The 23,341-nt window shown below is 34.0% G+C and carries 22 protein-coding genes; 17 read left to right on the top strand and 5 right to left on the bottom strand.

Annotated elements, in window-relative coordinates; all coding sequences use genetic code 11:
- Position 1: 1 nt before the first annotated feature.
- The gene (locus tag BLV84_RS00790) at positions 2-2,644 is read right to left on the bottom strand and encodes a calcium-translocating P-type ATPase, PMCA-type (protein WP_093238039.1); all 2,643 of its coding nucleotides are present in this window, start codon (positions 2,642-2,644) and stop codon (positions 2-4) included.
- A 191-nt stretch (positions 2,645-2,835) separates the two neighbouring features.
- On the opposite strand from BLV84_RS00790, the gene cysQ reads away from it, so the two are divergent.
- The 17 genes from cysQ to BLV84_RS00705 all read left to right on the top strand — a co-directional run bounded on the left by cysQ (position 2,836) and on the right by BLV84_RS00705 (position 21,008).
- Positions 2,836-3,633 (top strand): 3'(2'),5'-bisphosphate nucleotidase CysQ, encoded by a 798-nt coding sequence (cysQ, locus tag BLV84_RS00785; protein ID WP_093238036.1) that lies wholly within the window; start codon positions 2,836-2,838, stop codon positions 3,631-3,633.
- A complete protein-coding gene (cysC, locus tag BLV84_RS00780; protein WP_093238033.1) occupies positions 3,630-4,217 on the top strand; it encodes an adenylyl-sulfate kinase in 588 nt (195 codons plus the stop codon). The genes cysQ and cysC overlap by 4 nt, the downstream gene beginning before the upstream one ends.
- Before the next feature lie 11 nt (positions 4,218-4,228).
- Positions 4,229-5,134 carry a sulfate adenylyltransferase subunit CysD gene (gene cysD, locus BLV84_RS00775; protein WP_093238030.1) on the top strand — a complete coding sequence of 302 codons (906 nt, stop codon included), beginning with the start codon at positions 4,229-4,231 and terminating at the stop codon, positions 5,132-5,134.
- A gap of 80 nt (positions 5,135-5,214) precedes the next feature.
- Positions 5,215-6,471 carry a sulfate adenylyltransferase subunit 1 gene (locus tag BLV84_RS00770; RefSeq protein WP_093238027.1) on the top strand — a complete coding sequence of 419 codons (1,257 nt, stop codon included), beginning with the start codon at positions 5,215-5,217 and terminating at the stop codon, positions 6,469-6,471.
- 59 nt (positions 6,472-6,530) lie between these two features.
- Positions 6,531-6,884, top strand: coding sequence for a hypothetical protein (locus BLV84_RS00765; RefSeq protein ID WP_093238024.1), 354 nt, complete (start codon positions 6,531-6,533; stop codon positions 6,882-6,884).
- Between the two features lie 355 nt (positions 6,885-7,239).
- Complete coding sequence (rplM, locus tag BLV84_RS00760; protein WP_093238021.1) at positions 7,240-7,695, top strand: 50S ribosomal protein L13; 456 nt, start codon at positions 7,240-7,242, stop codon at positions 7,693-7,695.
- On the top strand, positions 7,696-8,082 hold the full coding sequence (gene rpsI / locus BLV84_RS00755; RefSeq protein WP_093238018.1) for a 30S ribosomal protein S9: 387 nt from the start codon (positions 7,696-7,698) through the stop codon (positions 8,080-8,082). It abuts the gene before it with no gap.
- A gap of 159 nt (positions 8,083-8,241) precedes the next feature.
- The gene (gene rpsB / locus BLV84_RS00750) at positions 8,242-9,141 is read left to right on the top strand and encodes a 30S ribosomal protein S2 (protein ID WP_093238015.1); all 900 of its coding nucleotides are present in this window, start codon (positions 8,242-8,244) and stop codon (positions 9,139-9,141) included.
- A gap of 84 nt (positions 9,142-9,225) precedes the next feature.
- Entirely contained in the window at positions 9,226-10,050 is an 825-nt protein-coding gene (gene tsf / locus BLV84_RS00745) for a translation elongation factor Ts (RefSeq protein ID WP_093238013.1), read from the top strand.
- 169 nt (positions 10,051-10,219) lie between these two features.
- Entirely contained in the window at positions 10,220-10,927 is a 708-nt protein-coding gene (gene pyrH / locus BLV84_RS00740; protein ID WP_093238010.1) for a UMP kinase, read from the top strand.
- A gap of 10 nt (positions 10,928-10,937) precedes the next feature.
- The gene (frr, locus tag BLV84_RS00735) at positions 10,938-11,492 is read left to right on the top strand and encodes a ribosome recycling factor (RefSeq protein ID WP_093238007.1); all 555 of its coding nucleotides are present in this window, start codon (positions 10,938-10,940) and stop codon (positions 11,490-11,492) included.
- A gap of 18 nt (positions 11,493-11,510) precedes the next feature.
- Positions 11,511-13,811, top strand: coding sequence for a DUF5686 family protein (locus tag BLV84_RS00730; RefSeq protein WP_093238003.1), 2,301 nt, complete (start codon positions 11,511-11,513; stop codon positions 13,809-13,811).
- A 56-nt stretch (positions 13,812-13,867) separates the two neighbouring features.
- Entirely contained in the window at positions 13,868-16,255 is a 2,388-nt protein-coding gene (locus BLV84_RS00725; protein WP_093238000.1) for an efflux RND transporter permease subunit, read from the top strand.
- A 367-nt stretch (positions 16,256-16,622) separates the two neighbouring features.
- A complete protein-coding gene (gene asnS, locus BLV84_RS00720) occupies positions 16,623-18,065 on the top strand; it encodes an asparagine--tRNA ligase (protein ID WP_093237997.1) in 1,443 nt (480 codons plus the stop codon).
- A gap of 5 nt (positions 18,066-18,070) precedes the next feature.
- Entirely contained in the window at positions 18,071-18,949 is an 879-nt protein-coding gene (locus BLV84_RS00715; RefSeq protein ID WP_093237994.1) for an RluA family pseudouridine synthase, read from the top strand.
- Positions 18,950-18,951: 2 nt separating this feature from the next.
- Positions 18,952-20,397 (top strand): RNA polymerase factor sigma-54, encoded by a 1,446-nt coding sequence (gene rpoN / locus BLV84_RS00710; RefSeq protein ID WP_093237990.1) that lies wholly within the window; start codon positions 18,952-18,954, stop codon positions 20,395-20,397.
- Positions 20,394-21,008 carry a phosphatase PAP2 family protein gene (locus tag BLV84_RS00705; RefSeq protein ID WP_093237982.1) on the top strand — a complete coding sequence of 205 codons (615 nt, stop codon included), beginning with the start codon at positions 20,394-20,396 and terminating at the stop codon, positions 21,006-21,008. Before rpoN ends, BLV84_RS00705 begins: the two co-directional genes overlap by 4 nt.
- Here the strand turns inward: BLV84_RS00705 and BLV84_RS00700 are convergent.
- From BLV84_RS00700 to BLV84_RS00685, 4 genes are all read right to left on the bottom strand, one after another.
- Positions 20,996-21,697: a porin family protein gene (locus BLV84_RS00700; RefSeq protein WP_093237979.1), complete on the bottom strand. Its 702-nt coding sequence runs from the start codon at positions 21,695-21,697 to the stop codon at positions 20,996-20,998. The two genes, BLV84_RS00705 and BLV84_RS00700, sit on opposite strands and share 13 nt — an antisense overlap.
- Before the next feature lie 80 nt (positions 21,698-21,777).
- Positions 21,778-22,260, bottom strand: coding sequence for an ExbD/TolR family protein (locus BLV84_RS00695; protein WP_093237976.1), 483 nt, complete (start codon positions 22,258-22,260; stop codon positions 21,778-21,780).
- A 15-nt stretch (positions 22,261-22,275) separates the two neighbouring features.
- A complete protein-coding gene (locus BLV84_RS00690) occupies positions 22,276-22,902 on the bottom strand; it encodes an ExbD/TolR family protein (protein ID WP_093237973.1) in 627 nt (208 codons plus the stop codon).
- Between the two features lie 2 nt (positions 22,903-22,904).
- Positions 22,905-23,339 (bottom strand): hypothetical protein, encoded by a 435-nt coding sequence (locus tag BLV84_RS00685; protein WP_093237970.1) that lies wholly within the window; start codon positions 23,337-23,339, stop codon positions 22,905-22,907.
- Positions 23,340-23,341: the final 2 nt, after the last annotated feature.

Genomic DNA, 23,341 nt, shown 5'->3' with positions numbered 1-23,341 from the left:
ATTAACGACTTTGAGATCTATGATATAGTTTTATAATTTCATTGACGATTAAAGGAACCAAACCTAAGCCAATTGCCATAGCCCAACCAGCGGCATCTAAACTCTGAAGTTTAAAAGCTTCTTGCAAAACAGGAATTTCTAAAACGAGTACCTGAAGAAGAAAACCAATAATAATTGCACCAGTTAAATATTTATTAGAGAAAATACCGATTTGAAAAATAGATTTTCGATAATGTCTAAATGCTAAGGAATAGAATAATTGAGAAGCGATTAAACTCATAAACGCCATTGTGCGTGCGTAACTTAAAATATCCTCAGGTATATTTTCATCAAAAGGTGAATAGCCATGTTCATAAAACCCAAACCAATATGCGCCAATTGTTAAAAAGCCAATCAATGAACCACCTAAAATTGCACGAGAACCTTGCTTATGAGCAAAGAAGCTTTCGTTTGCAGGTCTTGGTTTATGCGTCATCACATCATCAGAGCTTGGATCCATTCCTAAAGCAATAGCCGGTAAGGAGTCAGTTAATAAATTAATCCATAACAGCTGCGTTGCAATTAATGGGGCTGGCATTCCTGCTAAAATTGTGACAAGCATGGTGACAACTTCTCCAATATTGCTGGTTAAAAGAAAAATAACTGACTTTTTAATGTTGCTATAGATGTTTCGACCTTGCTCAACAGCAGTGACAATTGTCGCAAAATTATCATCTGTTAAAATCATATCAGATGCACTTTTTGAAACATCAGTTCCAGTAATTCCCATGGCAACACCAATATTTGCATTACTCAATGATGGCGCATCATTAACACCATCACCCGTCATCGAAACGATATTACCTTCGGCTTTTAAGGCTTTGACAATCGCAACTTTATGTTGTGGTGAAACCCTTGCGAAAACACGATAGTCTTTAATTTGATGTTGAAGCTTATCTGAATCAATTTTATCTAAACCTTGACCAGTAATCGTTTGGGATATGTTTTTAGCAATCTTTAAATCTTTTGCAATAGCAAAAGCAGTTTCAGCATGATCGCCAGTAATCATCAATGTTGTGATGCCTGCTGCTTTTGCTTTAGCAATTGCGGGCTTAACTTCCTCACGTGGGGGATCAATCATACCGACTAGTCCAATAAAAACCAGATTTTCTTCCCATTCATCTTTTGATGGAATCTCTGATATATCCTTGTATGCAGATGCTAGTGTTCTTAATGCTTGTGATGAAAGTTGATGAATGCTTTCTTCTATTTCAGATTTGTGTTGCTCATTTATTTCTAAAACTTGATTATCAATAAGTACATGCGTACATTTTGGTAAAAGTCGATCAATAGCACCTTTAGTGTAAATGCGTTTTTGATCATTATTCTCAACGACAACCGACATCATTTTTCGATCAGAATCAAACGGTAGCTCATCAAGGCGTTTTGATTGCTCGCTAATTTCGATACGATTTAAATTTAAGTCATCAGCGAAACTGAGTAAAGCAATTTCTGTTGGGTCGCCTGAGCTTTTATCTCCTTCTAAAGTTGCGTCAGAGCATAAAAACATTGCTTTAGCTAAAAGCTTTGAATGCTCATCATTTTTTTTCTGATCAACTTCTTGAATGTTATGAGATAATGTAAAATAGGAGGTGACTGTCATTTTATTTTGCGTCAATGTTCCTGTTTTATCACTGCAAATGATATTGACAGAGCCTAAAGTTTCAACGGCAGGTAAACGCTTAATAATTGCATTTTGTTTGGACATTTTGGTCACACCAACCGATAAAACAACAGCGACAATAGCTGCAAGGCCTTCAGGAATTGAAGCGACAGCAAGAGAAACTGCGGTGAGAAATAATTCTGCTAAATCTCTTCCCTGAAAATAACCGATAATGAAAATAAGAACACAAACTGCAACAGCTATTTTTCCAAGTACTTTACCAAGTTCGTCTAATCTTTTTTCTAAAGGTGTTTTAGCTTCATCCGTATTAATTTCTTCTGCAATTTTTCCAACTTCTGTATCTTCACCTGTAGAAACCACGACGCCAACTCCGCGACCATAAGTGACTAAGGTTGACATAAAAACCATGTTTTGTTGATCACCAAGCGGGATGTTTTCATCCTTAAATATTTCATCTGCTTTTTTATTGGCAGAAACAGATTCACCTGTCAATGCTGATTCTTCTACTTGTAGATTTATTGATTCGATTAATCTTAAATCAGCAGGAATCAATCGGCCAGTTTCCAAAATCACTATATCACCAGGAACTAATTGATCTGTATTAACCTCACTAACTTTTCCGTTTCTGCGGACCAAAGCTTTTGGAGAAGCCAATTTGTGTAAATCTTCAATTGCTTTCCCGGCTTTTATCTCTTGGATGATCCCTAAACTTGCATTGATAAAAATAACAAGCATGATGATGATCGCATCAACATATTCACCCATAAACGATGTGATAAGAACAGCGCCTAACAAAACAAAAATAAGCGCATCATTGAGCTGATCTTTCAGCATGGTTAAGATGCTCCTGCTTTTCTGTTCGCGCCATTTATTAAGGCCATACTTCTCAAGCCTTTTCTCAACTTCTTCAGGAGACAAACCTTGTTGAACATCAGTTTTTAATTTTTGAAGGACGTCCTTAGCCGATTGTGAGTACCACATTTACGAAATGATTTTAGTGTAAATGTAGATGTTTTTCATAAGAAAATTGAATTATTTTTCATTCTCTGTTAATGAGTTTTTTTAAGTGATCAGCCATAAAAAATAGATTTCTAAAAGACTTTATTTTGAATAGTCTACTAATTCAATAGAAATTACATACTTTTGTCAATTCATAAAAACAAAACCAATCAATGGAACATCATAAAGAGCTGGCTATTAGGGCTTCAATTGAAGCAGGCGAGAAGATTATGCAAGTTTATCAAGATGAAATTATCGTCGAAAAGAAGGATGATAATTCTCCCTTAACAATCGCAGACCAACGTGCAAATACGGTGATCATGGATTTTTTGGAGCAAACTGAATATCCGATTATCAGTGAAGAAAACAAGGCAATTGATTATGAAGAAAGAAAAAAATGGAAAGCTTGTTGGATCGTTGATCCTTTAGATGGCACAAAAGAATTTATCAAAAAGAATGGTGAGTTTACTGTCAATATCGCTTTAATTAAAGAGCAAAAAACTGTTTTTGGTGTCATTTACGTTCCTGCTAAACGTGAACTTTATGTTGGTGATGTTGAAAATAATTCTGCTTTTAAAGTTGAGGTTCCTGGGGTTTATAATTTAGATGAAGTCTTGAGTTCGATTGAAAAACTTTCGCCTAAAAAGGCTTCAGATAAAATTGAAGTTGTTGGGAGTCGCTCACATATGAATCAAGATACGACAGATTTTATAGAGAAATTAAAATCGACTTACAATAAAGATGTCGAAATCGTTTCAAAAGGAAGTTCTTTAAAATTTTGTTTAGTTGCTGAAGGTAAAGCCGATGTTTATCCACGTTACGCACCAACAATGGAGTGGGACACAGCTGCTGGGCAAGCAATTTGCAAAGCTGTCGGTTTATCAGTCATCGATCTTGATACTGATCAAGAAATGCTATATAATAGAGAAAATTTATTGAATTCATACTTTCATGTCAGCGCTTTATCATGAGTGAAAATATCACAATACATCATTACGATTTAACCCGCGAAAAACGCAATAACAGAAATCAGCACAAATCATTTGTGTTGTGGTTTACAGGTTTATCGGGATCAGGAAAATCAACAATTGCTAATAAAGTTGAAGCTGCTTTATTTGAAAAAAACAAACAAGTTTACAGTCTTGATGGCGATAATATCAGAAGCGGAATCAACAAAGGTTTAGGTTTTACTAAAGCAGATCGTTACGAAAACCTGAGGCGCATTGCTGAGGTTGCCAAGCTTTTTGTCGATGCAGGAAACATCACTGTTGCTGCATTTGTTTCACCAACTTATAAAGATAGAGATCTTGTGAAAAATATTATCGGTGAAAAAGATTTTATCGAAGTTTTCGTTGACACAAGTCTTGAAGAATGTGAACGCCGTGATGTTAAAGGCCTTTATAAAAAAGCAAGAGCCGGAGAAATCAAAAATTTTACAGGAATTGAAGCACCTTATGATGCACCAAAAAATCCTGATATACATATTAAAACTGAAGAAAAAACTGTTGATCAAGCGGTTGAAGAAATCTTAAACCATATCAACACTCTCATCTAGAAACAATTATTATGAGCTCATATTATTTAAATTATTTAGAAGAATTAGAGTCTGAAGCTATCTATATTTTAAGAGAGGTTTGGGCACAATTTCAAAATCCTGTGATTTTATTTTCAGGCGGAAAAGATTCGATTTTGGTCACACATTTGGCTAAAAAAGCTTTTCATCCAGCAAAAATTCCATTTGCCTTAATGCATGTTGACACAGGTCATAACTTTCCTGAAGCCATAAAATTTAGAGATGATTTAGTCGAAAAACTTGGTGTAAGATTGATTGTTGGTTCTGTACAAGAATCAATTGATAAAGGCCGTGTGGCTGAAGAAAAAGGTAAAAATGCAACGCGAAACGCTTTGCAGATTACAACACTTTTAGATACAATTGAAGAACACAAAATTGATTGTGCAATCGGAGGAGGTCGACGTGATGAAGAAAAAGCAAGAGCTAAAGAACGTTTTTTCTCTCACCGTGATGATTTTGGCCAATGGGATCCCAAAAACCAACGCCCAGAACTATGGAATCTTCTGAACGGAAAACATTTTGAAGGTGAACATTTCAGGGCTTTCCCAATTTCAAACTGGACAGAAATGGATGTTTGGAATTATCTCACAAAAGAAGGTATCGAAATTCCTTCACTTTATTTAGCGCACGAACGAGAAGTGGTGAGGAGAAATGACTCTTGGATTCCAAATTCTGAATTTTTAAAATTAGAACCAAACGAAGAAATTGTTAAGAAAAAAATTCGTTTCAGAACTTTAGGTGATATCACAATTACTGGCGGAATTGAATCTGATGCAGATACCATGGAGAAAATTGTTGAAGAAGTTTCGACCATGAGAGAAACTGAACGCGGAAACAGAAGTGATGATAAACGATCAGAAACGGCGATGGAAGATCGTAAAAAAGAAGGTTATTTCTAAGAGTTAATATGCTCAAGAAATTTTCATAAATAATTAATAGATGACAGTGTAATCTGTCGCAGTTACAAAGACGAAACAAAATGGAAATAGATAAAAATCAACTTTTAAGATTTACAACAGCAGGTAGTGTTGATGACGGTAAAAGTACATTGATCGGCCGTTTATTATACGATTCAAAGTCAATTTTTGAAGATCAACTCGCTTCAATAGAAAATACAAGTAAACAAAAAGGTATTGATGGCGTTGACTTGGCGCTTTTTACAGATGGCCTGAAAGATGAACGTGAGCAAGGTATTACGATTGATGTTGCTTATCGCTACTTTACAACACCAAAGCGTAAATTTATCATCGCCGATACGCCAGGACATATTCAGTACACGCGAAATATGGTCACTGGAGCTTCAACAGCCAATGCAGCAGTGATATTGATTGATGCGCGACATGGTGTGATTGAGCAAACCAAACGTCATGCATTTATTGCATCACTTCTTAACATTCCGCATATTATTGTGTGTGTTAATAAAATGGACTTAGTCGATTTTAAAGAAGAAGTTTTCAATGACATTAGACAACAATTTGAGGCTTTCTCATCAAAATTATTAATTAAGGATATTCGTTTTATTCCGATCAGCGCATTATTAGGTGATAATGTCGTTAATCGTTCTGAAAATATGCCTTGGTTTCAGGGTTCGCCTATGCTAAGTGAGCTTGAAAATATGCATATCAGTAGCGATACAAATAAAATAGATGCGCGATTTGCTGTGCAAACTGTTTTAAGACCACAGCGCGAAGGCTTTATTGATTACCGAGGTTATGCAGGTCGCATCGCAAGCGGAATTTATAGAGTTGGTGATGAAATTACGGTTTTACCTTCTGGTTTTACGTCGAAAATTAAATCGATCAATGCAGGAGAAAAAGAAGTGAGAGAAGCTTTTGCACCGATGTCAATTTCAATGACTTTAGAAGATGATATTGATATTAGTCGAGGTGATATGATTGTGAAAACTAACAATCAACCAGAACTTTTACAAGAATTTGATGTGATGCTTTGCTGGTTAAATAATGAACAAGCCAAGCCAAGAACAAAATACACAATTCAACACACGTCAAACGAGCAAAAAGCGATGATTAAAGATGTTGTTTATAAAATTGATATCAATACTTATGATCGTGATACAGATGACAAGTCATTAAAGATGAATGACATTGCACGTGTGAAAATCAGAACAACACATCGATTAATGTTAGATTCTTATCGCGATAACCGAAATACTGGAAGCATCACCTTGATAGATGAAGCAACAAAAGAGACAGTTGCGGCAGGAATGCTTGTTTAAAATTGGATTTGGCTAACTTATTCGGAATTTTTTTATATTTTTAGCAAAAATTAATACAAATGAAATCTATATTCAAACTTGCATTAACACTTGTAGCTGTTTTTACTTTATCTATAACGGCGCAAGCACAAGACATTAATAAGCAGGCTTTACAGAAAGAAGCAACTGTTCAAGCTGAGAAAATCAGTCAAAAAATGGATTTAACTGATGTTCAAACAGAGGAGCTTCAAAGATCAATTGCTAAATTCCATACCGGAAAAGCAAAAGTTGAAAATTCAGATCCAAACACAGTTAAAGGCTTAAAGAACCAAAAGAAACGTGTTTATGGTGATTTTAAAAAAGAAATCAAGGCTATTTTGACGCCAGAACGTTATGCTGATTTCATGCTTTTTTATAAAGAATTGAATCAGTAATCAATAATATTTATTGAATTTTAAAAGTCGCTTGTATTGTTCAAGCGATTTTTTTGTGTTTTAAAAGCTGTTTGAAATACATTATATTTGCATCTCCATTTAGAAACTGAATTTTGAGAATCTTAAAATATGTTTTTGAGATTTATTTTAAAGAATTAAAGTTTTTTGAAACCAGAAAAAGCTTTGATTTAAGCCTTTTTATAAAGGTTTGAGCCTTCTAACCACTTGATAAATAGAAGGCTTAAAGATAAAAATTCAATTCCAATTTGCTATCTAAATTTATAATTGTAAATTTGCACGCCTATTTTGTACGCAGAATAGGAAATAGGAATGTTTAATAATAAAAAAGTTAAGTGTGGACACATTAAGTTACAAAACAGTTTCTGCAAACAAAAACACTGTAAATAAACAGTGGCTTGTTGTAGATGCTGACGGTCAGTCGCTTGGACGCTTGTCTTCAGCAGTAGCAAAGCTATTGAGAGGAAAGCACAAGCCAGACTTTACACCTCACGTTGACTGTGGTGATAATGTTATCGTTATCAATGCTGCAAAAGTTAACCTGACGGGCAAAAAATGGGACGCTAAAGAGTATTTAAGATATACTGGATATCCAGGAGGTCAAAGAAGCTTGAAAGCGCAAGAAATCTTCGATAAGAACCCAGAAAGACTTGTCGAAAAATCTGTAAAAGGAATGCTTCCTAAAAACAAATTAGGTTCTGCATTGTTCAGAAATCTACGTGTTTTTACAGATGCAGAGCATACTTTAGATGCTCAAAAACCAAAAGAAATTAACATAAACGAACTCGTGTAAATGGAGACAATTCACAAAATTGGTCGTAGAAAAACAGCGGTAGCTAGAGTTTATCTTTCTGAAGGAAAAGGTGAGATTACGATTAACAAAAAGAAAGCTGCAGATTATTTTACAACTGGACCTTTGCTTTACAAAGTAAATCAAGCTTTAGAATTGACTGATAACGCTGGACAATTTGATTTAAACATCAATGTTTTTGGTGGTGGTATCACTGGTCAAGCAGAAGCGATCAGATTAGCTATTTCTCGCGCAATGTGCGAGCTTGATCCTGAGAATCGTTCGATCTTAAAACCAGAAGGTCTTTTAATGAGAGACCCAAGAATGGTAGAGAGAAAGAAATTCGGTCAGAAGAAAGCAAGAAAGAAATTCCAATTCTCAAAACGTTAATTGGTACTGCTGCATAGCGGCATAAAATTTAAAATAATTGTTTTTTGTATTCCTGAGGTTCGCCTCAGCTTAGTTTAGCATCTAAATGAATAAGGCCAAATCACTTGATTTGCCACTTATTTGTTGCTATTCGAAACAAGAACGTAAACTATTACAAAAATGGCAAAAGAAGTAGAAGTAAAAGAATTGCTAGATGCAGGTGTTCACTTCGGACACTTGACTAGACGATGGAATCCAAATATGGCGCCTTATATCTATATGGAGCGTAATGGTATTCACATCATCAACTTATATAAAACTGCAGCAAAAATGCAAGAAACTGCTGACGCACTTGCAAAAATTGCTGGAAGTGGACGTAAAATTTTGTTTGTTGCAACTAAAAAGCAAGCAAAAGAAATCGTTGCTGACGAAGCTAAAAAAGCTAACATGCCTTACATCACAGAAAGATGGCCAGGTGGTATGTTAACTAACTTTGTTACAATCAGAAAGTCAGTTAAGAAAATGGCTGCTGTTGACAAAATGAAAAAAGACGGTTCTTTCGACTCTTTATCAAAGAAAGAACAACTTCAAGTGAACCGTATGCGTGCTAAATTAGAAAAGAACTTAGGTTCTATTTCTGATATGACAAGATTACCAGCAGCACTTTTTGTTGTTGACACTTTAAGAGAGCACATCGCTGTTAAGGAAGCTCAAAAATTAAACATTCCTGTTTTTGCAATGATCGATACAAACTCTAACCCAAGAGATGTTGATTACGCAGTGCCAGCTAACGACGATGCTTCTAAATCTATTCAAAAAGTGGTTTCTTATATGTCAGACGCAATCGTTGAAGGCGTTCAAGAACGTCATGATGCTAAAGCTAAAGCCGCTGAAAAAAAGGCTGAGTTGAAAAAGGAAAAAGAGGAAGCGAAAGCTAAAGAAGAAGCAAAAGCTAAAGCTGAAGTTCCTTCTCAAGATCCTGAAGACAAAAAAGATATGAAAGAAGCTAAAAAAGAGGTTAAACTTGAATCTAAAAAGGAAACCTTAGATAAAGCTAATTCATCTAAAGAAGAAAAATAAAATAAAATTGTTTGACAATTTAAAAGTCGTTTAGTTTCTTTCTTAAGGTGAGTTTCTTTACGACTTTTTTTAAATTAAAATATTATGTCTAAAATAACCGCTGCAGAAGTAAATAAATTAAGAAAATCTACCGGAGCAGGTATGATGGATTGCAAAAAAGCTTTAGTAGAAGCTGAAGGCGATTTTGATAAAGCAGTAGAAGTTCTTCGTAAGCAAGGTCAAAAGGTTGCTGCTAAAAGAGCTGACCGTGAATCTTCAGAAGGTGCTGTTATCGCAAAAGTCAATGCTGACAACAATAAAGGTGTTATCGTTTCATTAAACTGTGAAACTGACTTCGTTGCTAAAAATGATAGCTTTGTTAGCTTAGCAACTCAACTTGCTGAAATAGCTTTAAACACAAATTCAAAAGATGAGCTTTTAAAGGCTGATATTGATGGATTAAGTGTTGAAGAGAAATTAATAGAGCAAACAGGTGTGATCGGTGAGAAGCTTGAAATCGGAGATTTCAGAGCTTTAGAAGCTGAGTTTGTAGGTTCATACATCCACGCTGGAAATAAAATTGCTGTTTTAACTGGTTTGTCTAAAGCTGGCGAAAAAGCTGAAGAAGTGGCTAAAGATGTTTCTATGCAAGCTGCTGCTATGAATCCTGTTGCACTTGATGAAGAAGGTGTTGATCAAACAACTGTCGAAAAAGAAATCGAAATTGCAAAAGATCAGTTAAGACAAGAAGGTAAGCCAGAAGATATGCTAGATAAAATTGCGCAAGGAAAGATCAAACGTTACTTTAAAGATAACACTTTGGTAAACCAAGCTTTTATCAAAGATAACAAAATTTCAATTGCACAGCACGTAAAAACTGTTGGTGATGACGCTAAAGTTGTCGCTTTTGAAAGAGTAGCATTGGTGTAAAATCATTTTTACTTGAAATATATAAAACTGCTTTAGGCTTCTGCTTAAAGCAGTTTTTTTATGATTTAAATTGCTGTTTAACAAATGATTCTTACTTCTTGTTAAAAATCAAATGACATTGCTTTATCCAATAAAGAATATCCATATATTTGCAACACATTATAAACTTATGCAATACAAAAGAATATTACTTAAACTTTCTGGAGAAGCTTTAATGGGCGATCGTCAATATGGCATTGATCCTGAACGATTAAAAGACTATGCTGAAGAAATCAAATCAGTTGTAGACCAAGGTGTTGAAGTTGCAGTCGTTATTGGAGGTGGCAATATTTTTAGAGGTGTTGCTGGAGCAAGTAAAGGAATGGATCGTGTTCAAGGTGACCACATGGGCATGTTGGCAACAGTGATTAATGGCCTTGCCTTGCAAAGCGCTTGTGAAGATGCTGGTATGGAAACTCGTCTTCAGTCTGCCGTAAAAATCAATGAAGTTGCTGAGCCTTTTATCAGAAGAAAAGCGATGAGACACATGCAAAAAGGACGTGTTGTTATTTTTGGAGGAGGGACAGGTAATCCATACTTTACAACAGATTCGGCAGCTGTTTTACGCGCTATTGAAATAGAAGCTGATGTTATTTTAAAAGGAACACGTGTGGATGGAATTTACACTTCTGACCCTGAACAAAATCAAGATGCAACAAAATTTGATGCAATTACTTTTGATGATGTTCTTAAGCGTGGCTTAAAAGTGATGGATACAACTGCTTTTACATTGAGTCAAGAAAATAAGTTGCCAATTATTGTGTTTGATATGAATACAAGCGGAAATCTCCATAAATTGATTTCAGGTAAAAATATAGGAACAAAAGTGAATCTTTAAATAAAATTTTATGAACGAAGATGTAGATTTTGTTTTGGATAGTGCTGAAGAAGCTATGCAAAACGCTATAACACATTTAGAAAAACAATTGATGAACATCAGGGCTGGTAAAGCTAACCCAACGATGCTTAATTCTGTGAAAATAGAATATTATGGTTCACAGACGCCACTTTCTCAGGTGAGTAATATCAATACGCCAGATGCAAGAACTTTATCTATTCAGCCATTTGAAAAATCACTGATTCAAGAAATTGAAAAAGGGATTATGAATGCTAATTTAGGTTTTAACCCGATGAATAATGGAACGCATGTGATCATCAATGTGCCACCATTAACCGAGGAGCGTCGTATGCAATTGTCAAAACAAGCTAAAGCTGAGGCTGAAGAAGCTAAAGTAGGTGTTCGAAATGATAGAAGAAATGCTTTATCTGAAATTAAAAAATTAGATCTTTCTGAAGATTTACAGAAAGATGTGGAAGCTGATGTTCAAAAACTAACTGATCGACATATCGAGAAAATAGATGCGATCTATGAAGTTAAAGACAAAGAGATTATGACGGTTTAAGTTTTAAAAATCACTTTTTTGAAATCACTATTTTTTGTCTTTTGCTTCATTTTTGCAAGCCTACTAGTTCATGGCCAAATAAGATCAAAAGACACGCTCAAACTTATAGATGCTGAGAGCAAAAAACCAATAGCTAACGCTATACTTATCACAAAACACCATCAAGTTTATCAATCTAATCTTGATGGTGATTTACTTTTTGGTAAAAAGTTTAAAGATAGTCTTACTATTAAAGCTGCTTTTTACCAAGATGTCAATTTCTTGTATCAAAAACAAGACACGATTTTTTTGAAACCTTCTTCTTCTCCAAAGATCCTTGGCAATAAAGAAAAAAACAAACTTGATAGCCTTATTTTAAAGGCATCATTGTTAAAGTTTAAATCACGTGTTGTTGAGCGAACGAAAATTGACCCTCAAAATGATTCATTAATTTTCGATTTAAGAAAATCTTCTGAATATAAAAAATATAAAGGTTCGACGGATCAAGTGATTATTGACCAAATCGATATCAATGGTTTTGATCAAATTGATTACAATGTGATTCGTCAAAATATTGTAAGTTATAATTTATTTCAAAATAAAATTAATTTCTTAAAAGACAAAATTTATTCAGCATTAGGAAGTACCCGTTACCGAGCTTACCAATTTTACACTTTACATCAAGATGAAAGACAAACAATACTTTTTTATAAATCAAGGCAAAGTCGATATGCATGGCAAGGCTTAATTTTTATGAATAATAAAACTGATGCAATTGAAAATTATACCATGTCTTTTGATGCGGAATATCAATTGTATTTTATGTCAACTTTTGAGTCTTTTAACCAATTTCCTTTAAGTCAAGAACTATATATACGGCCAGGATATGGAGGCGAAAAGCTTTCTTTTTTTGGTGGTTCAATTAAACTTGGGGAAATCCAGCAAAGCAGTTTTACTGATGAACCACAGGCTTATCTATCACATTTGCGTGTTTATGATGATATTTCCGATTTAGACGAAACAACAGATAACACAATCGTTCAAACTAAATTTTACTCAGGGAAGCCAAAAGAAATTAATTTATGGCAAAATATTGCTTATGAGTTTATGACTGAAGCGCCAAAGTCTGGTCAATATGTTTCTGATTACGTCTCAAATAACAATTTAAGCTCCCGATTAAGAAGGCGCAATGCTTTTAAACGCGGTTTTTTTCCTATCAATTTCGCTGATGTTGATTTAAAAAGACTTGTGAAATTAAACAATTACGAAGGATTTAGATTTGGTCTTGGTTTTCAAACAAACTCACGCTTTTCTGATCGTTTTCGTTTAGGGACTTACGTGGCTTACGGAACGAAAGATGCTAGTTTCAAGCATGGTTTTAGCGGAGGTGCTTTATTAAATAAAGAAACCAATACTTGGCTGAATGTTGATTATGCACAGGACATTAACGAAGTTGGGACCAATAAATATATGACTGATCAGCGCGCTTATTCACTCTTCGAACCACGCTTGGTTAATATCACTTATTTTTATAAATACAAAACTGTTGGTCTTGATATTCAGCATAATTTTTCACCAAAGATTATGACTGAGCTTCGTTTTGAAAGAAGTGAAATTGAACAAACAAGGCCTTATCAATTTGAAAGTTCAGACGGAATATTGAAAGATTACAAACTCTCTACTGCTAAGTTTGGTTTGAGATGGACACCAAATTCAACTCATCTTTCTATAGATGATCGTGTGTTTTTGCAAAGTGAAAACTCACCAACAATAAGTGCACAAGTTGAGCAAAGTTTTTCTGATGTTTTTAATAGTGATTTGAGCTTTACCAAAGTGAGCGCTAAATTTGATTACATCTATCAACATATTAATAATCACACTTCTGAACTTAATTTGGAAGGAAACATCGGTTTTGGCGATTTACCAATTACGCATGCTTTTCATGCTTTACCTAACAGTCCGAATAAAGAAAAAATCGTTAATCGTTTTTCAGTGGCAGGTGTTAAAAGTTTTGAAACCATGTATTTCAACGAATTTTTCAGCTCAAGACAAGCAACATTACACTTCAAACATTATTTTCCTAGTTATCGTATTAATCGTTTTATGCAACCGCAATTGGTATTGATCAGTCGACATGCAGTAGGTGATTTTTTAGATAAATTTAAACATCAAGAAATTGAATTTAAAACGATTGATAAGGTTTATAATGAGGCTGCAGTCGAACTTAATAACGTTATATTTGGTTTTGGTTTAAGTCTTGCTTATCGCTATGGAGCTTATCATTTACCTAAATTTGAAGACAACGTATCTTTCAAATTTACATTTTATCTAAAGCTTTGATTTTAAGCGGAAAATATCATCGTGTTTTATACATTTGTAAATTTTAAATTCAGATTATGCAAAAGCTTTTCAGCACTGGTTTTTGGAACACGCTTGCAAGTTCTATTTTAAGGAACCGAATTCTTATCATTGTTCTTCTTGTAGTGGCTACTTTTTTGCTAGCGCTCCAATGGAAAAACATGCGTTTTTCTTACACAGAAGCAAACTTACTTCCCGATGATGCTGAAATAAATCAACAGTTTGAAACATTTACTAAGCGCTTTGGGAGTGATGGTAACTTAATGATGATAGGGACAAATGATGGAAATCTTTTTACACCAAAGCATTTTCAATCATGGAAAAAACTTGCAGATACTATTGCAACATTCCCTGAAGTTAAATCAGTTTTAGGAATACATAATCTGCAGAAACTTGTTAAAAAAGAGAATCCTAAGCGATTTGATTTTGATTTTATTTTAGATCAAAGTAAAGATTTAACCGAAGCTGATTTAAAAGAATATCAACAAACTCTTATTAAAGATTTACCGTTTTACAAAGGTTTGATTATTAGTCCTAATAATCAGACAGTGCAAACGGCTATTTATTTGCATGACAGTATTGTTAACTCCTCTTTGCGAAAAGATTTTGTAGTTAATAAAATTATACCGCTCATCGATGATTTCAAAGCAACATCTGAAATGGAAATTCACGTTTCCGGTATGCCGTACATCAGAACGTTAAATTCAGAAAATATTGTTGGAGAAATTCAATGGTTTGTCTTGGCAGCATTATTTGTGACTTCATTTATTTTCTTTTTCTTTTTCAGATCTTTTAGAGCCACATTGATTGCCATGTTTACTGTTGTAGTGGGTGTTATGTGGGCTTTTGGTTTTATAGGATTGCTCGGTTTCGAGATTACGGTGCTCACTGCGGTCATACCGCCGTTGGTTATTATTATTGGTATTCCGAATTGTATTTTCTTGATTAATAAATATCAACAAGAAATTAAAAAACATGGCAACCAAGCCAAATCTTTACAACGTGTAATCACAAAAGTTGGTAATGCTACTTTGATGACAAACTTAACGACAGCTTCAGGATTCATAACATTTGTACTTACTGGAAGTGAACTGTTAATGGAGTTTGGTATTCTGGCTTCAATTAATATCGTCACCATTTTTGTGTTGAGCTTATTGATTATTCCAATTATTTACAGCTACATGCCACCGCCTAGGGAGAAACATTTAAAACATCTTGGCAAGCAATGGATAGGAGGTTTTGTTGATTGGATTGTAAAAATGGTAAGATTTAGACGAGTGACAATTTATTTTGTGACAGTTGCCATTTTGGTGTTGAGTGTTATAGGTATTTATAAAATAAAAGTTTCAGGAAGCATTTTGGAAGACATGCCACAAAAGGCTGAATTTTTCCAGGATCTCAAATTTTTTGAGAAAGAATTTGAAGGTGTTTTGCCACTTGAGATTATGATAGATACTAAAAAGAAGAATGGTGTTGTTAAACTTTCAACACTTAAGAAAATGGAACGTTTAGAAAGTGAGCTTAATGATATTGAAGAACTTTCAAAACCTCTATCTGTCGTTAATTTAGCTAAGTATTCTAAACAAGCATATTATAACGGTAAAGAAAAATATTACCAATTGCCAACACGTGGTGAGCGTAATTTTATGATGCCTTACCTTAAAAGTTTATCAGAAGGAGAAGGGCAAAGTAGCACCACATCTTATGTTGATTCTACTGGGCAATTTGCACGTATGACGGTTTTTATGCAAGATATAGGAACTGATGAAATTGAAAAAATAGAAGAAAGATTACTGCCTGAAATTGACAAAATATTTCCGCCAGATCGTTATAACGTTAGCCTCACTGGGAAAGCTTTAATCTACCAAAAAGGGACTTATTACTTGGTTAATAATTTACTTTTATCTCTAGGTTTGGCGATTTTGCTTATCGCATTATTTATGGCGTGGATGTTCAGGTCATTCCGTATGATTTTGATTTCACTCCTGCCAAACTTATTACCTTTAATCATGACAGCTGGCATGATGGGTTATATTGGAATACCAATAAAACCTTCAACAATTTTAGTCTTTAGTATTGCTTTTGGAATTAGTGTTGATGATACAATTCACTTTTTAGCAAAATATCGACAAGAATTGAAGGCGAATAATTGGAAAATCAGACGATCGGTTTATCCAACTTTAAGAGAAACCGCGGTAAGTATGTTTTACACTTCTATCGTTTTATTCTTTGGTTTCTCTGTTTTCATGATTTCGAGTTTTGGAGGAACTGTCGCCTTAGGCGGACTTGTTTCGGCAGCTTTGCTTTTCGCTATGTTATCAAACTTACTATTGCTTCCTTCATTATTATTGTCTTTAGAACGTAATATTGCAAACAAGAAAACTTTCAGAAAACCTCAGATGGATATCATTGACGATGATAAATAAAAAAACCGACTCGATTGAGTCGGTTTGAAATTGCGAGAAGTTTTTACCCCAAAAAAACTCGCATTAAAATTTTTTCAAATTAGATTGGATGTCTGGTACAAACATAAATCAACATACAAGTCACTTCAATACCTAATACTAGGTATTTTTCAGTTGAAAACTGTTAAATTTTATTTCAACTAAGCTCACATAGCCTTTCATCGTCCTTTCTTTAAGAGGTTAGATCTAAAATTTATTTACTTTTTATAGAATAGAGTCTTATTATGAAACACTTTGTAAATTATGATATAATATTCTAGGCTTTTATTCAACTTAGATTGTTATCACATATAATTACCTTTATATTTGTGATCTTAAAATTTCCAAGATGAAAAATAACACCGTTTTACAATTGTTAGAAGGTAAGAAACTACATCAAGATATACAAATTTCTGGTTGGGTGAAAGCTTACAGAAGTAACAGATTCATTGCTTTAAATGATGGTTCAACAATTCACAACATTCAATGTGTTGTTGATTTTGAAAATACAGATGAACAAATATTAAAACAAATTACAACTGGTGCAGCAATTAAGGTTGAAGGAACTCTAGAAGAAAGCCAGGGCCATGGGCAAAAATATGAAGTTGTTGTCAAACACATTCATATTTTAGGAGCCGCCAATCCTGACGAAGTGAAGAAAACGATACTTCAACCTAAAAAGCACAGTCTTGAGAAGTTAAGAGAGCAGGCGCATTTACGTGTCAGAACAAATACTTTTGGTGCTGTTATGCGATTGAGATCACAATTGTCATTTGCTGTTCATGAATACTTTAGAAAAAACGGTTTTTTCTATGTCAACACACCAATTATTACAGGAAGTGATGCAGAAGGAGCAGGGGAAATGTTTAAAGTGACAAACTATGACCTTAACAATGTTCCTAAAAATGAAGAAGGAAGGGTTGATTATAAAGAAGATTTCTTTGGTAAAGAGACAAATCTTACAGTAAGTGGGCAATTAGAAGCTGAAACTTATGCGCTTGGCCTTGGTAAGGTTTATACTTTTGGTCCAACTTTTAGAGCTGAAAACTCAAATACTTCTCGTCATTTAGCTGAATTTTGGATGATAGAACCAGAGGTTGCCTTTTGTGATCTTGATGGCAATATGGATTTGGCAGAAGACTTCATTAAATATGTGCTTCAATATATTGTAGATCATTGTCAAGATGATTTAGAGTTTTTAGAAAATAGACTTTTACAGGAAGAAAAATCAAAACCCGAAAAAGATCGTTCTCCGATGAAATTACGCGAGAAATTAGATTTTGTTTTAGCTAATAATTTCAAACGTGTAAGCTATACTGAAGCGATTGATATTTTGAAAAAGTCAAAACCGAATAAAAAGAAAAAATTCAACTACATCATTGAAGAATGGGGCGCAGATTTACAAAGTGAACACGAGCGTTATCTGGTTGAAAAACACTTCAAATGTCCTGTTATCTTATTTGATTACCCAGCAGATATTAAAGCGTTTTACATGCGTTTAAATGAAGATGAGAAAACAGTAAGAGCGATGGATATTCTTTTTCCTGGTATTGGAGAAATTGTAGGTGGTTCTCAAAGAGAGGAACGCTATGATGTGTTGCAATCGAAAATGAAAGAGCTTAATATCGACCAAGAAGAATTGTCCTGGTACCTTGATACACGTAAATTTGGGACTTGTGTACATTCAGGTTTTGGCTTAGGATTTGAAAGGCTTGTTTTATTTGCGACAGGCATGACAAACATTCGTGATGTGATTCCTTATCCACGTACGCCACAAAACGCAGATTTTTAAGAAATATGATTATTGAAAAGCATCTTGTTCAGTCGCTTTCACAAGAAATGCGACTGCAAGACTATGCGATTCATATTTTTGAATCAATTCAAACCAAAAGTGCTTTAAAAAAAGCGATCAAAAGAGGTCAGGTTTTAATCAATAATAAAGTTGCTTACACTGGCGATTGGGTGAAAGTTGGTTATGAAATATCACTTTTACAACCTCAGGAACAAGCAGAAAGACCTATTTTCAGGTTAGATTTAAAAGTTCTTTTTGAGGATGATTATTTTGCGATTATTGATAAGCTTCCTGGATTTCCCACAAACGGTAATTATTTTAAAACAATTGAAAACGCACTTTCTTATAATTTAAAATCTTCAGTTTTAAAAGATAAACTCAGCTACCCGCAACCTGTTCATCGTTTAGATAATCCGACACGAGGTCTTTTGATTTGTGCTAAAACAATGCACGCTAAATCTAAATTATCTCAACTTTTTCAAGATCATCAGGTGAATAAAGTTTACACAGCGATTGTCAAAGGTCACTTTGAAACTCAAAAATTATTAATTAAAGATGAGGTTGATAATAAAGAAGCATCAACTGAAGTCTTTGTCGATCAGCATTTCATGATAAGAAATCAGAGGTTTACTGTGCTGAAATTGTTTCCAACAACAGGGAGAACGCATCAGTTACGAAAGCATTTAGCAGGAATTAATCATCCTATATTAGGCGATGTTCTTTATGATCCTGATTTAAAGAACTGTAATGAAAAATCTCAGCGTTTATATTTGCAAGCCAGTGGATTAAAATTTGAGCATCCTTTTAAAGACCAAATAATTGATATAAACCTTGATTTACCTAAAAAGTTTAGTAAATTTATTACATCCTATAAGAAGTTATAATTATGTTGAAGCAGCAATTAAATCTTAAGTTATCCCAGAAGTTGTCGCCACAGCAGATTCAATTAATGAAATTGATTCAGCTGCCAACTGTTGCTTTTGAACAAAGAATTAAAAATGAATTAGAGGAAAATCCTGCTTTAGAATCTGGTAAAGAATCATTGGAAGATGATCATTTTGAGAATGAGCCTATGGAAGATGATCATGAGGTAATTGAGACAGAATTTGATGTCGATGACTACTTGAGTGATGATGAAATACCTAGCTATAAGCTAAAAGCAAATAATTACTCTAAGGACGACGAAGAAAATCAAATACCTTACGCTGCAGGTATATCTTTTACGCAATATTTGAGAAATCAACTTTCAACGATGAGCCTCAGTGAAAATGATTATGTCATCGCAGAATTTTTAATCGGAAGTGTTGATAGTTCAGGATATATACGACGTGAGTTGATTGATATTGTTGATGATTTGGCTTTCACTCAAAATATTTATACGGATGAGGATAATGTTTTGAAAGTGCTCAAGTATGTTCAAAATCTAGATCCAAGTGGTGTTGCTGCTCGCAATTTGCAGGAGTGTTTGAGTATTCAATTACAACGCAGAAAATCTTGTAAAAGTACTGATTTAGCTTTGCAGATTATAGATAATGCTTTTGACATGTTCACGAAAAAGCATTATAAGAAATTATTGAATAAATTTTCAATTGATGAAGACCAATTAAAAGCGGCGATAGATGAAATTGAAAGTTTAAACCCTAAGCCAGGCGCATCTTACAGCTCGAATACGAAGATTGTTGAGCATGTGACTCCTGATTTCACAATACGTATAAAAAATGGAGAATTAGAGTTGACATTAAACTCACGAAATGCACCAGAAATGCACGTTTCTCATGATTATGCAAATATGCTTAATGCCTATAAAGAGTCTAAAGAGAAAACTAAAAAGCAAAAGGAAGCTGTTTTATTTATCAAACAAAAGCTTGATTCTGCAAAATGGTTTATCGATGCGATAAAGCAACGTCAACAAACTTTATATGCAACGATGAGCACAATAATGAATTACCAAAAGGATTATTTCTTAACTGGTGATGAACGTGAGATTAAACCTATGATTTTAAAAGACATAGCTGAACGTATTGATATGGATATCAGTACAGTTTCTCGTGTGGCTAACAGTAAATATGTGGATACGCCTTATGGTACTTTTTTAATCAAAGAATTCTTCTCTGAATCGATGAAGAATGATAAAGGTGAAGATGTTTCTACGAGGGAAATTAAGAAGATATTAGAAGTGATTATTGAAAAAGAAGATAAATCTAAACCCCATACAGATGCTAAACTAGCAGAACTCTTGAAAGATAAAGGATATCCGATTGCCAGAAGAACCATTGCTAAATATAGAGAGCAACTTGATCTTCCTGTTGCTAGATTGAGAAAAGAAATATGAGAAAACTATCACAACTTATATCTGTTGTTTTACATCCAGTTTTTGTTCCACTTGCAGCTGTTATTATTTTTTTCTATAAGCTTCCGATTTATTTTGATAGCGCAATTATCTATTCAAAAATAATTGCAACACTCATAATTTCTGTTTTTCTCCCATTAGTGTTTTTATATTTTTTTAGAACATTGAGGTTGATTTCAAGTTTTGAACTTCCTACTGCCAAGGAGAGAAGATTGCCTTTGTTGTTTTTTATGATGCTTGATTTAGTGATTATCAATTACATTTTCGAGCTATACAATTATCAGTATTTATTTTATTTTTTTTGGTCTTTGTTGTTAGCTTCTATGGTAGTTTTTATAGCTCTTTTTTTTCGTTTCAAAATAAGTTTACATAGTTTAGGTATGTCAAGCCTTCTGACTTTCCTTATTATTTTAAGCTTTAATTTTCAGCTCAATTTTATATATACGATTGCCTTTTTGGTCGTGTGTTTAGGGCTTGTCTCTTCTTCGCGCTTAATTTTAAAAGCGCATATTCCATCAGAAGTGATTTTTGGAGTTGTTCTTGGAATCGTAACTCAACTCACAATTCCAATTTTTAAATATTATAAAATGTAGAATATAAGCCCTATTCGTAGTGGCTTTATTCCTATTTTATTTGTGTCATTTGATACTTTACCACTGAAAAGTGGATTGAGATCATACTGAATTTGAATATTGACAATATTATAACCAAAAGAAAAGAATCCGGCTGTTCGAAATCTATTAAGAGCATTGACATCTGTCTGTTTAATAGTCAGATCATCTTGCTCAAATTTTGAATTGAAGTAGTATATATAGCCCAATTTTACGCCAAAATATACACGCCAAAAAGCGTAATCTTCAGGTGTTGAGCTTCTCCATCTTATTTGGATTGGCATCTCTACTAAATGCGTTGCAAAGCGATTGTTTTTATATTCAATATCTTTTGAAATAGGTTGAACGATATCCTGGCCGTCACCGGTTTCACTTATTAAAATGTTATGTCCAAAACTACTAGAGCTTACACCGAGACCTACACCAACTGCAAGACTCCTTCTTTTATTTATTGGAAAGTCTCTGATAAATCCAAGGTCAAAACTTCCTGAAAATCCTGACTGACTCCCATCCTTTGGCATATCCGTCATCAAGTTGAAGGCGACACCCGCATAGAACTGATCTTCCCTATAGAGACTATCAACAACTTTTTCACTTTTTTTATCTTTATTTTGAGCTAAAGAAGGTAGCGAGATAGAGAGTATTAATAATAAGGCATAAATGATTTTCATGTCGCTAAGATATGTCTTAAAATAGAAAACATCCAACGTTAATTGGATGTTTTCTAAGATAACAATAAAAAGAAAAATGCTTATTCCATATTTAGGTTTGCATCACCTTCTCTTGTTGTGTAATTAATTTTTAAGGCTTCAGCCTTTCTAAGCTCTTGCTTAATATCTGATACTAAGCCCATATTTGTTTCCTTGTCAACCTTAAGAGCTGTAATTAATGCTGGCACTAATTCTTCTCTTTTAGATTCTCTTTCTTGGAATATGAACTGTTGTATATCGCTAATTCTTGCGTAATTATCGTTTAGCTGAACTCTCGCTTCAGTACCGAATTGTTGCTGATAACGTGGAGAAGGCTTTCCAGCATAAATGTACATGACCAAATCTTTCTTTTCAAGTTTTTCAACTTGATCAGCATAGGGTAATACATTTTTAACTTTCAAGCTTGTGTCTCTCATAACAGTAACAACCATAAAGAAGAATAATAGCATAAAAACAATATCAGGCAAAGAAGCTGTAGAAATTGCAGGTGTACCCTCGTCTTGTTTCTTTTTAAATTTTGACATAATTTTTATTTTAAACTATTTCTTAGGTTCAGCTTCAGATAATTTTTGAGGGAACATGTCTTTTACAACTCCGATACGTTCCTTTAGCTTTTCTTTATTAGCGTCGCTTGTTTCAGGATTTTTAAATGCTTTTTCCATTTCGGTGAAATCCATGTTGTAAAGTCGTTGCGCTTCACGATTTCTCAATGTGTTATAAGCTGCAACAAGCTCATTTTGAACAGCAATGTAAGTTCCGTACTCCGTCATCCTATCATTTTGCAATGAAATAACAGCCTTAATTGGGTTGTCTGATGATTCCGGGTTTCCAGTTCCTTGACAATAATTACATGCTTCATCTCCTGTACCGCCACCGTTGTCCAGAAATTCTATAGCTTTATCTTTTAAGTCTTCTAATTTTACAGGGTTTTCTTTGATTATATCATGATCAACGAAAATCTCTTCATTAGCGTTGACTAACACGATAAAGATATTTTTCTTTTTAAGCGGTGGAGGATTCTCTGTTTCTTCATCTAATGGCGGTAACTTTCTGCTAATACCACTATCTGTTTCGATGGTTGTTGTAACCAAGAAAAAGATAAGGAGTAGGAAAGCAATGTCTGCCATTGATCCAGCGTTAACTTCTGGTGATCCTCTTTTTGCCATAATTATCTAATTATTAGTTTCTTAACGCTTGAAGCAAGCATAGCTGCGATTGCCAGAATTGCTAAAATATAAAAGGCATTAAGTCCTGCACCAACCCATCTAGAGCCTGAGGCAGATAGCATTTCGCCATCCCTTAAAACAGTTTCAGTTCCACTTGCAATACCATATGATACAGCAATAATTGCAATAAATACACCCAGGGAAATTAATGTCTTAACCACATTTCCAGAAAAGAGTTCTTTAATAGAAAAACCTAAGGTGAAAATAATAACTAACGCCAAGATACCATAAGCAACATAAAGTAATGGTGCTAAAATACTGTCTTGAAGCGCAGCTTCGCTTTCGATAACATCATCGCCAGTGTAAAATATTCTGAGGAATAAAATAGCCCCAATAACACCGACAAGGATTTTAAATATATTTGATACTTTATTCATTG

The organism is Psychroflexus halocasei, from assembly GCF_900107595.1.
Classification (GTDB): Bacteria; Bacteroidota; Bacteroidia; order Flavobacteriales; family Flavobacteriaceae; genus Psychroflexus; species Psychroflexus halocasei.
The sequence above is the reverse complement of the archived record's forward strand: the minus strand, read 5'-3'. Positions and strand labels throughout refer to the sequence as shown.

What these genes read in the sequence shown, in the direction of transcription:
- BLV84_RS00765 (WP_093238024.1), top strand. Translation starts at nt 6,531, where the DNA reads ATGAAATCTATATTCAAACTTGCATTAACACTTGTAGCTGTTTTTACT.
- BLV84_RS00700 (WP_093237979.1), bottom strand. Translation starts at nt 21,697, where the DNA reads ATGAAAATCATTTATGCCTTATTATTAATACTCTCTATCTCGCTACCT.
- cysC (WP_093238033.1), top strand. Translation starts at nt 3,630, where the DNA reads ATGAGTGAAAATATCACAATACATCATTACGATTTAACCCGCGAAAAA.
- BLV84_RS00695 (WP_093237976.1), bottom strand. Translation starts at nt 22,260, where the DNA reads ATGTCAAAATTTAAAAAGAAACAAGACGAGGGTACACCTGCAATTTCT.
- BLV84_RS00705 (WP_093237982.1), top strand. Translation starts at nt 20,394, where the DNA reads ATGAGAAAACTATCACAACTTATATCTGTTGTTTTACATCCAGTTTTT.
- BLV84_RS00715 (WP_093237994.1), top strand. Translation starts at nt 18,071, where the DNA reads ATGATTATTGAAAAGCATCTTGTTCAGTCGCTTTCACAAGAAATGCGA.
- cysQ (WP_093238036.1), top strand. Translation starts at nt 2,836, where the DNA reads ATGGAACATCATAAAGAGCTGGCTATTAGGGCTTCAATTGAAGCAGGC.
- pyrH (WP_093238010.1), top strand. Translation starts at nt 10,220, where the DNA reads ATGCAATACAAAAGAATATTACTTAAACTTTCTGGAGAAGCTTTAATG.
- frr (WP_093238007.1), top strand. Translation starts at nt 10,938, where the DNA reads ATGAACGAAGATGTAGATTTTGTTTTGGATAGTGCTGAAGAAGCTATG.
- tsf (WP_093238013.1), top strand. Translation starts at nt 9,226, where the DNA reads ATGTCTAAAATAACCGCTGCAGAAGTAAATAAATTAAGAAAATCTACC.
- BLV84_RS00725 (WP_093238000.1), top strand. Translation starts at nt 13,868, where the DNA reads ATGCAAAAGCTTTTCAGCACTGGTTTTTGGAACACGCTTGCAAGTTCT.
- cysD (WP_093238030.1), top strand. Translation starts at nt 4,229, where the DNA reads ATGAGCTCATATTATTTAAATTATTTAGAAGAATTAGAGTCTGAAGCT.
- BLV84_RS00770 (WP_093238027.1), top strand. Translation starts at nt 5,215, where the DNA reads ATGGAAATAGATAAAAATCAACTTTTAAGATTTACAACAGCAGGTAGT.
- rpoN (WP_093237990.1), top strand. Translation starts at nt 18,952, where the DNA reads ATGTTGAAGCAGCAATTAAATCTTAAGTTATCCCAGAAGTTGTCGCCA.
- asnS (WP_093237997.1), top strand. Translation starts at nt 16,623, where the DNA reads ATGAAAAATAACACCGTTTTACAATTGTTAGAAGGTAAGAAACTACAT.
- BLV84_RS00790 (WP_093238039.1), bottom strand. Translation starts at nt 2,644, where the DNA reads ATGTGGTACTCACAATCGGCTAAGGACGTCCTTCAAAAATTAAAAACT.
- rpsB (WP_093238015.1), top strand. Translation starts at nt 8,242, where the DNA reads ATGGCAAAAGAAGTAGAAGTAAAAGAATTGCTAGATGCAGGTGTTCAC.
- BLV84_RS00685 (WP_093237970.1), bottom strand. Translation starts at nt 23,339, where the DNA reads ATGAATAAAGTATCAAATATATTTAAAATCCTTGTCGGTGTTATTGGG.
- rpsI (WP_093238018.1), top strand. Translation starts at nt 7,696, where the DNA reads ATGGAGACAATTCACAAAATTGGTCGTAGAAAAACAGCGGTAGCTAGA.
- BLV84_RS00690 (WP_093237973.1), bottom strand. Translation starts at nt 22,902, where the DNA reads ATGGCAAAAAGAGGATCACCAGAAGTTAACGCTGGATCAATGGCAGAC.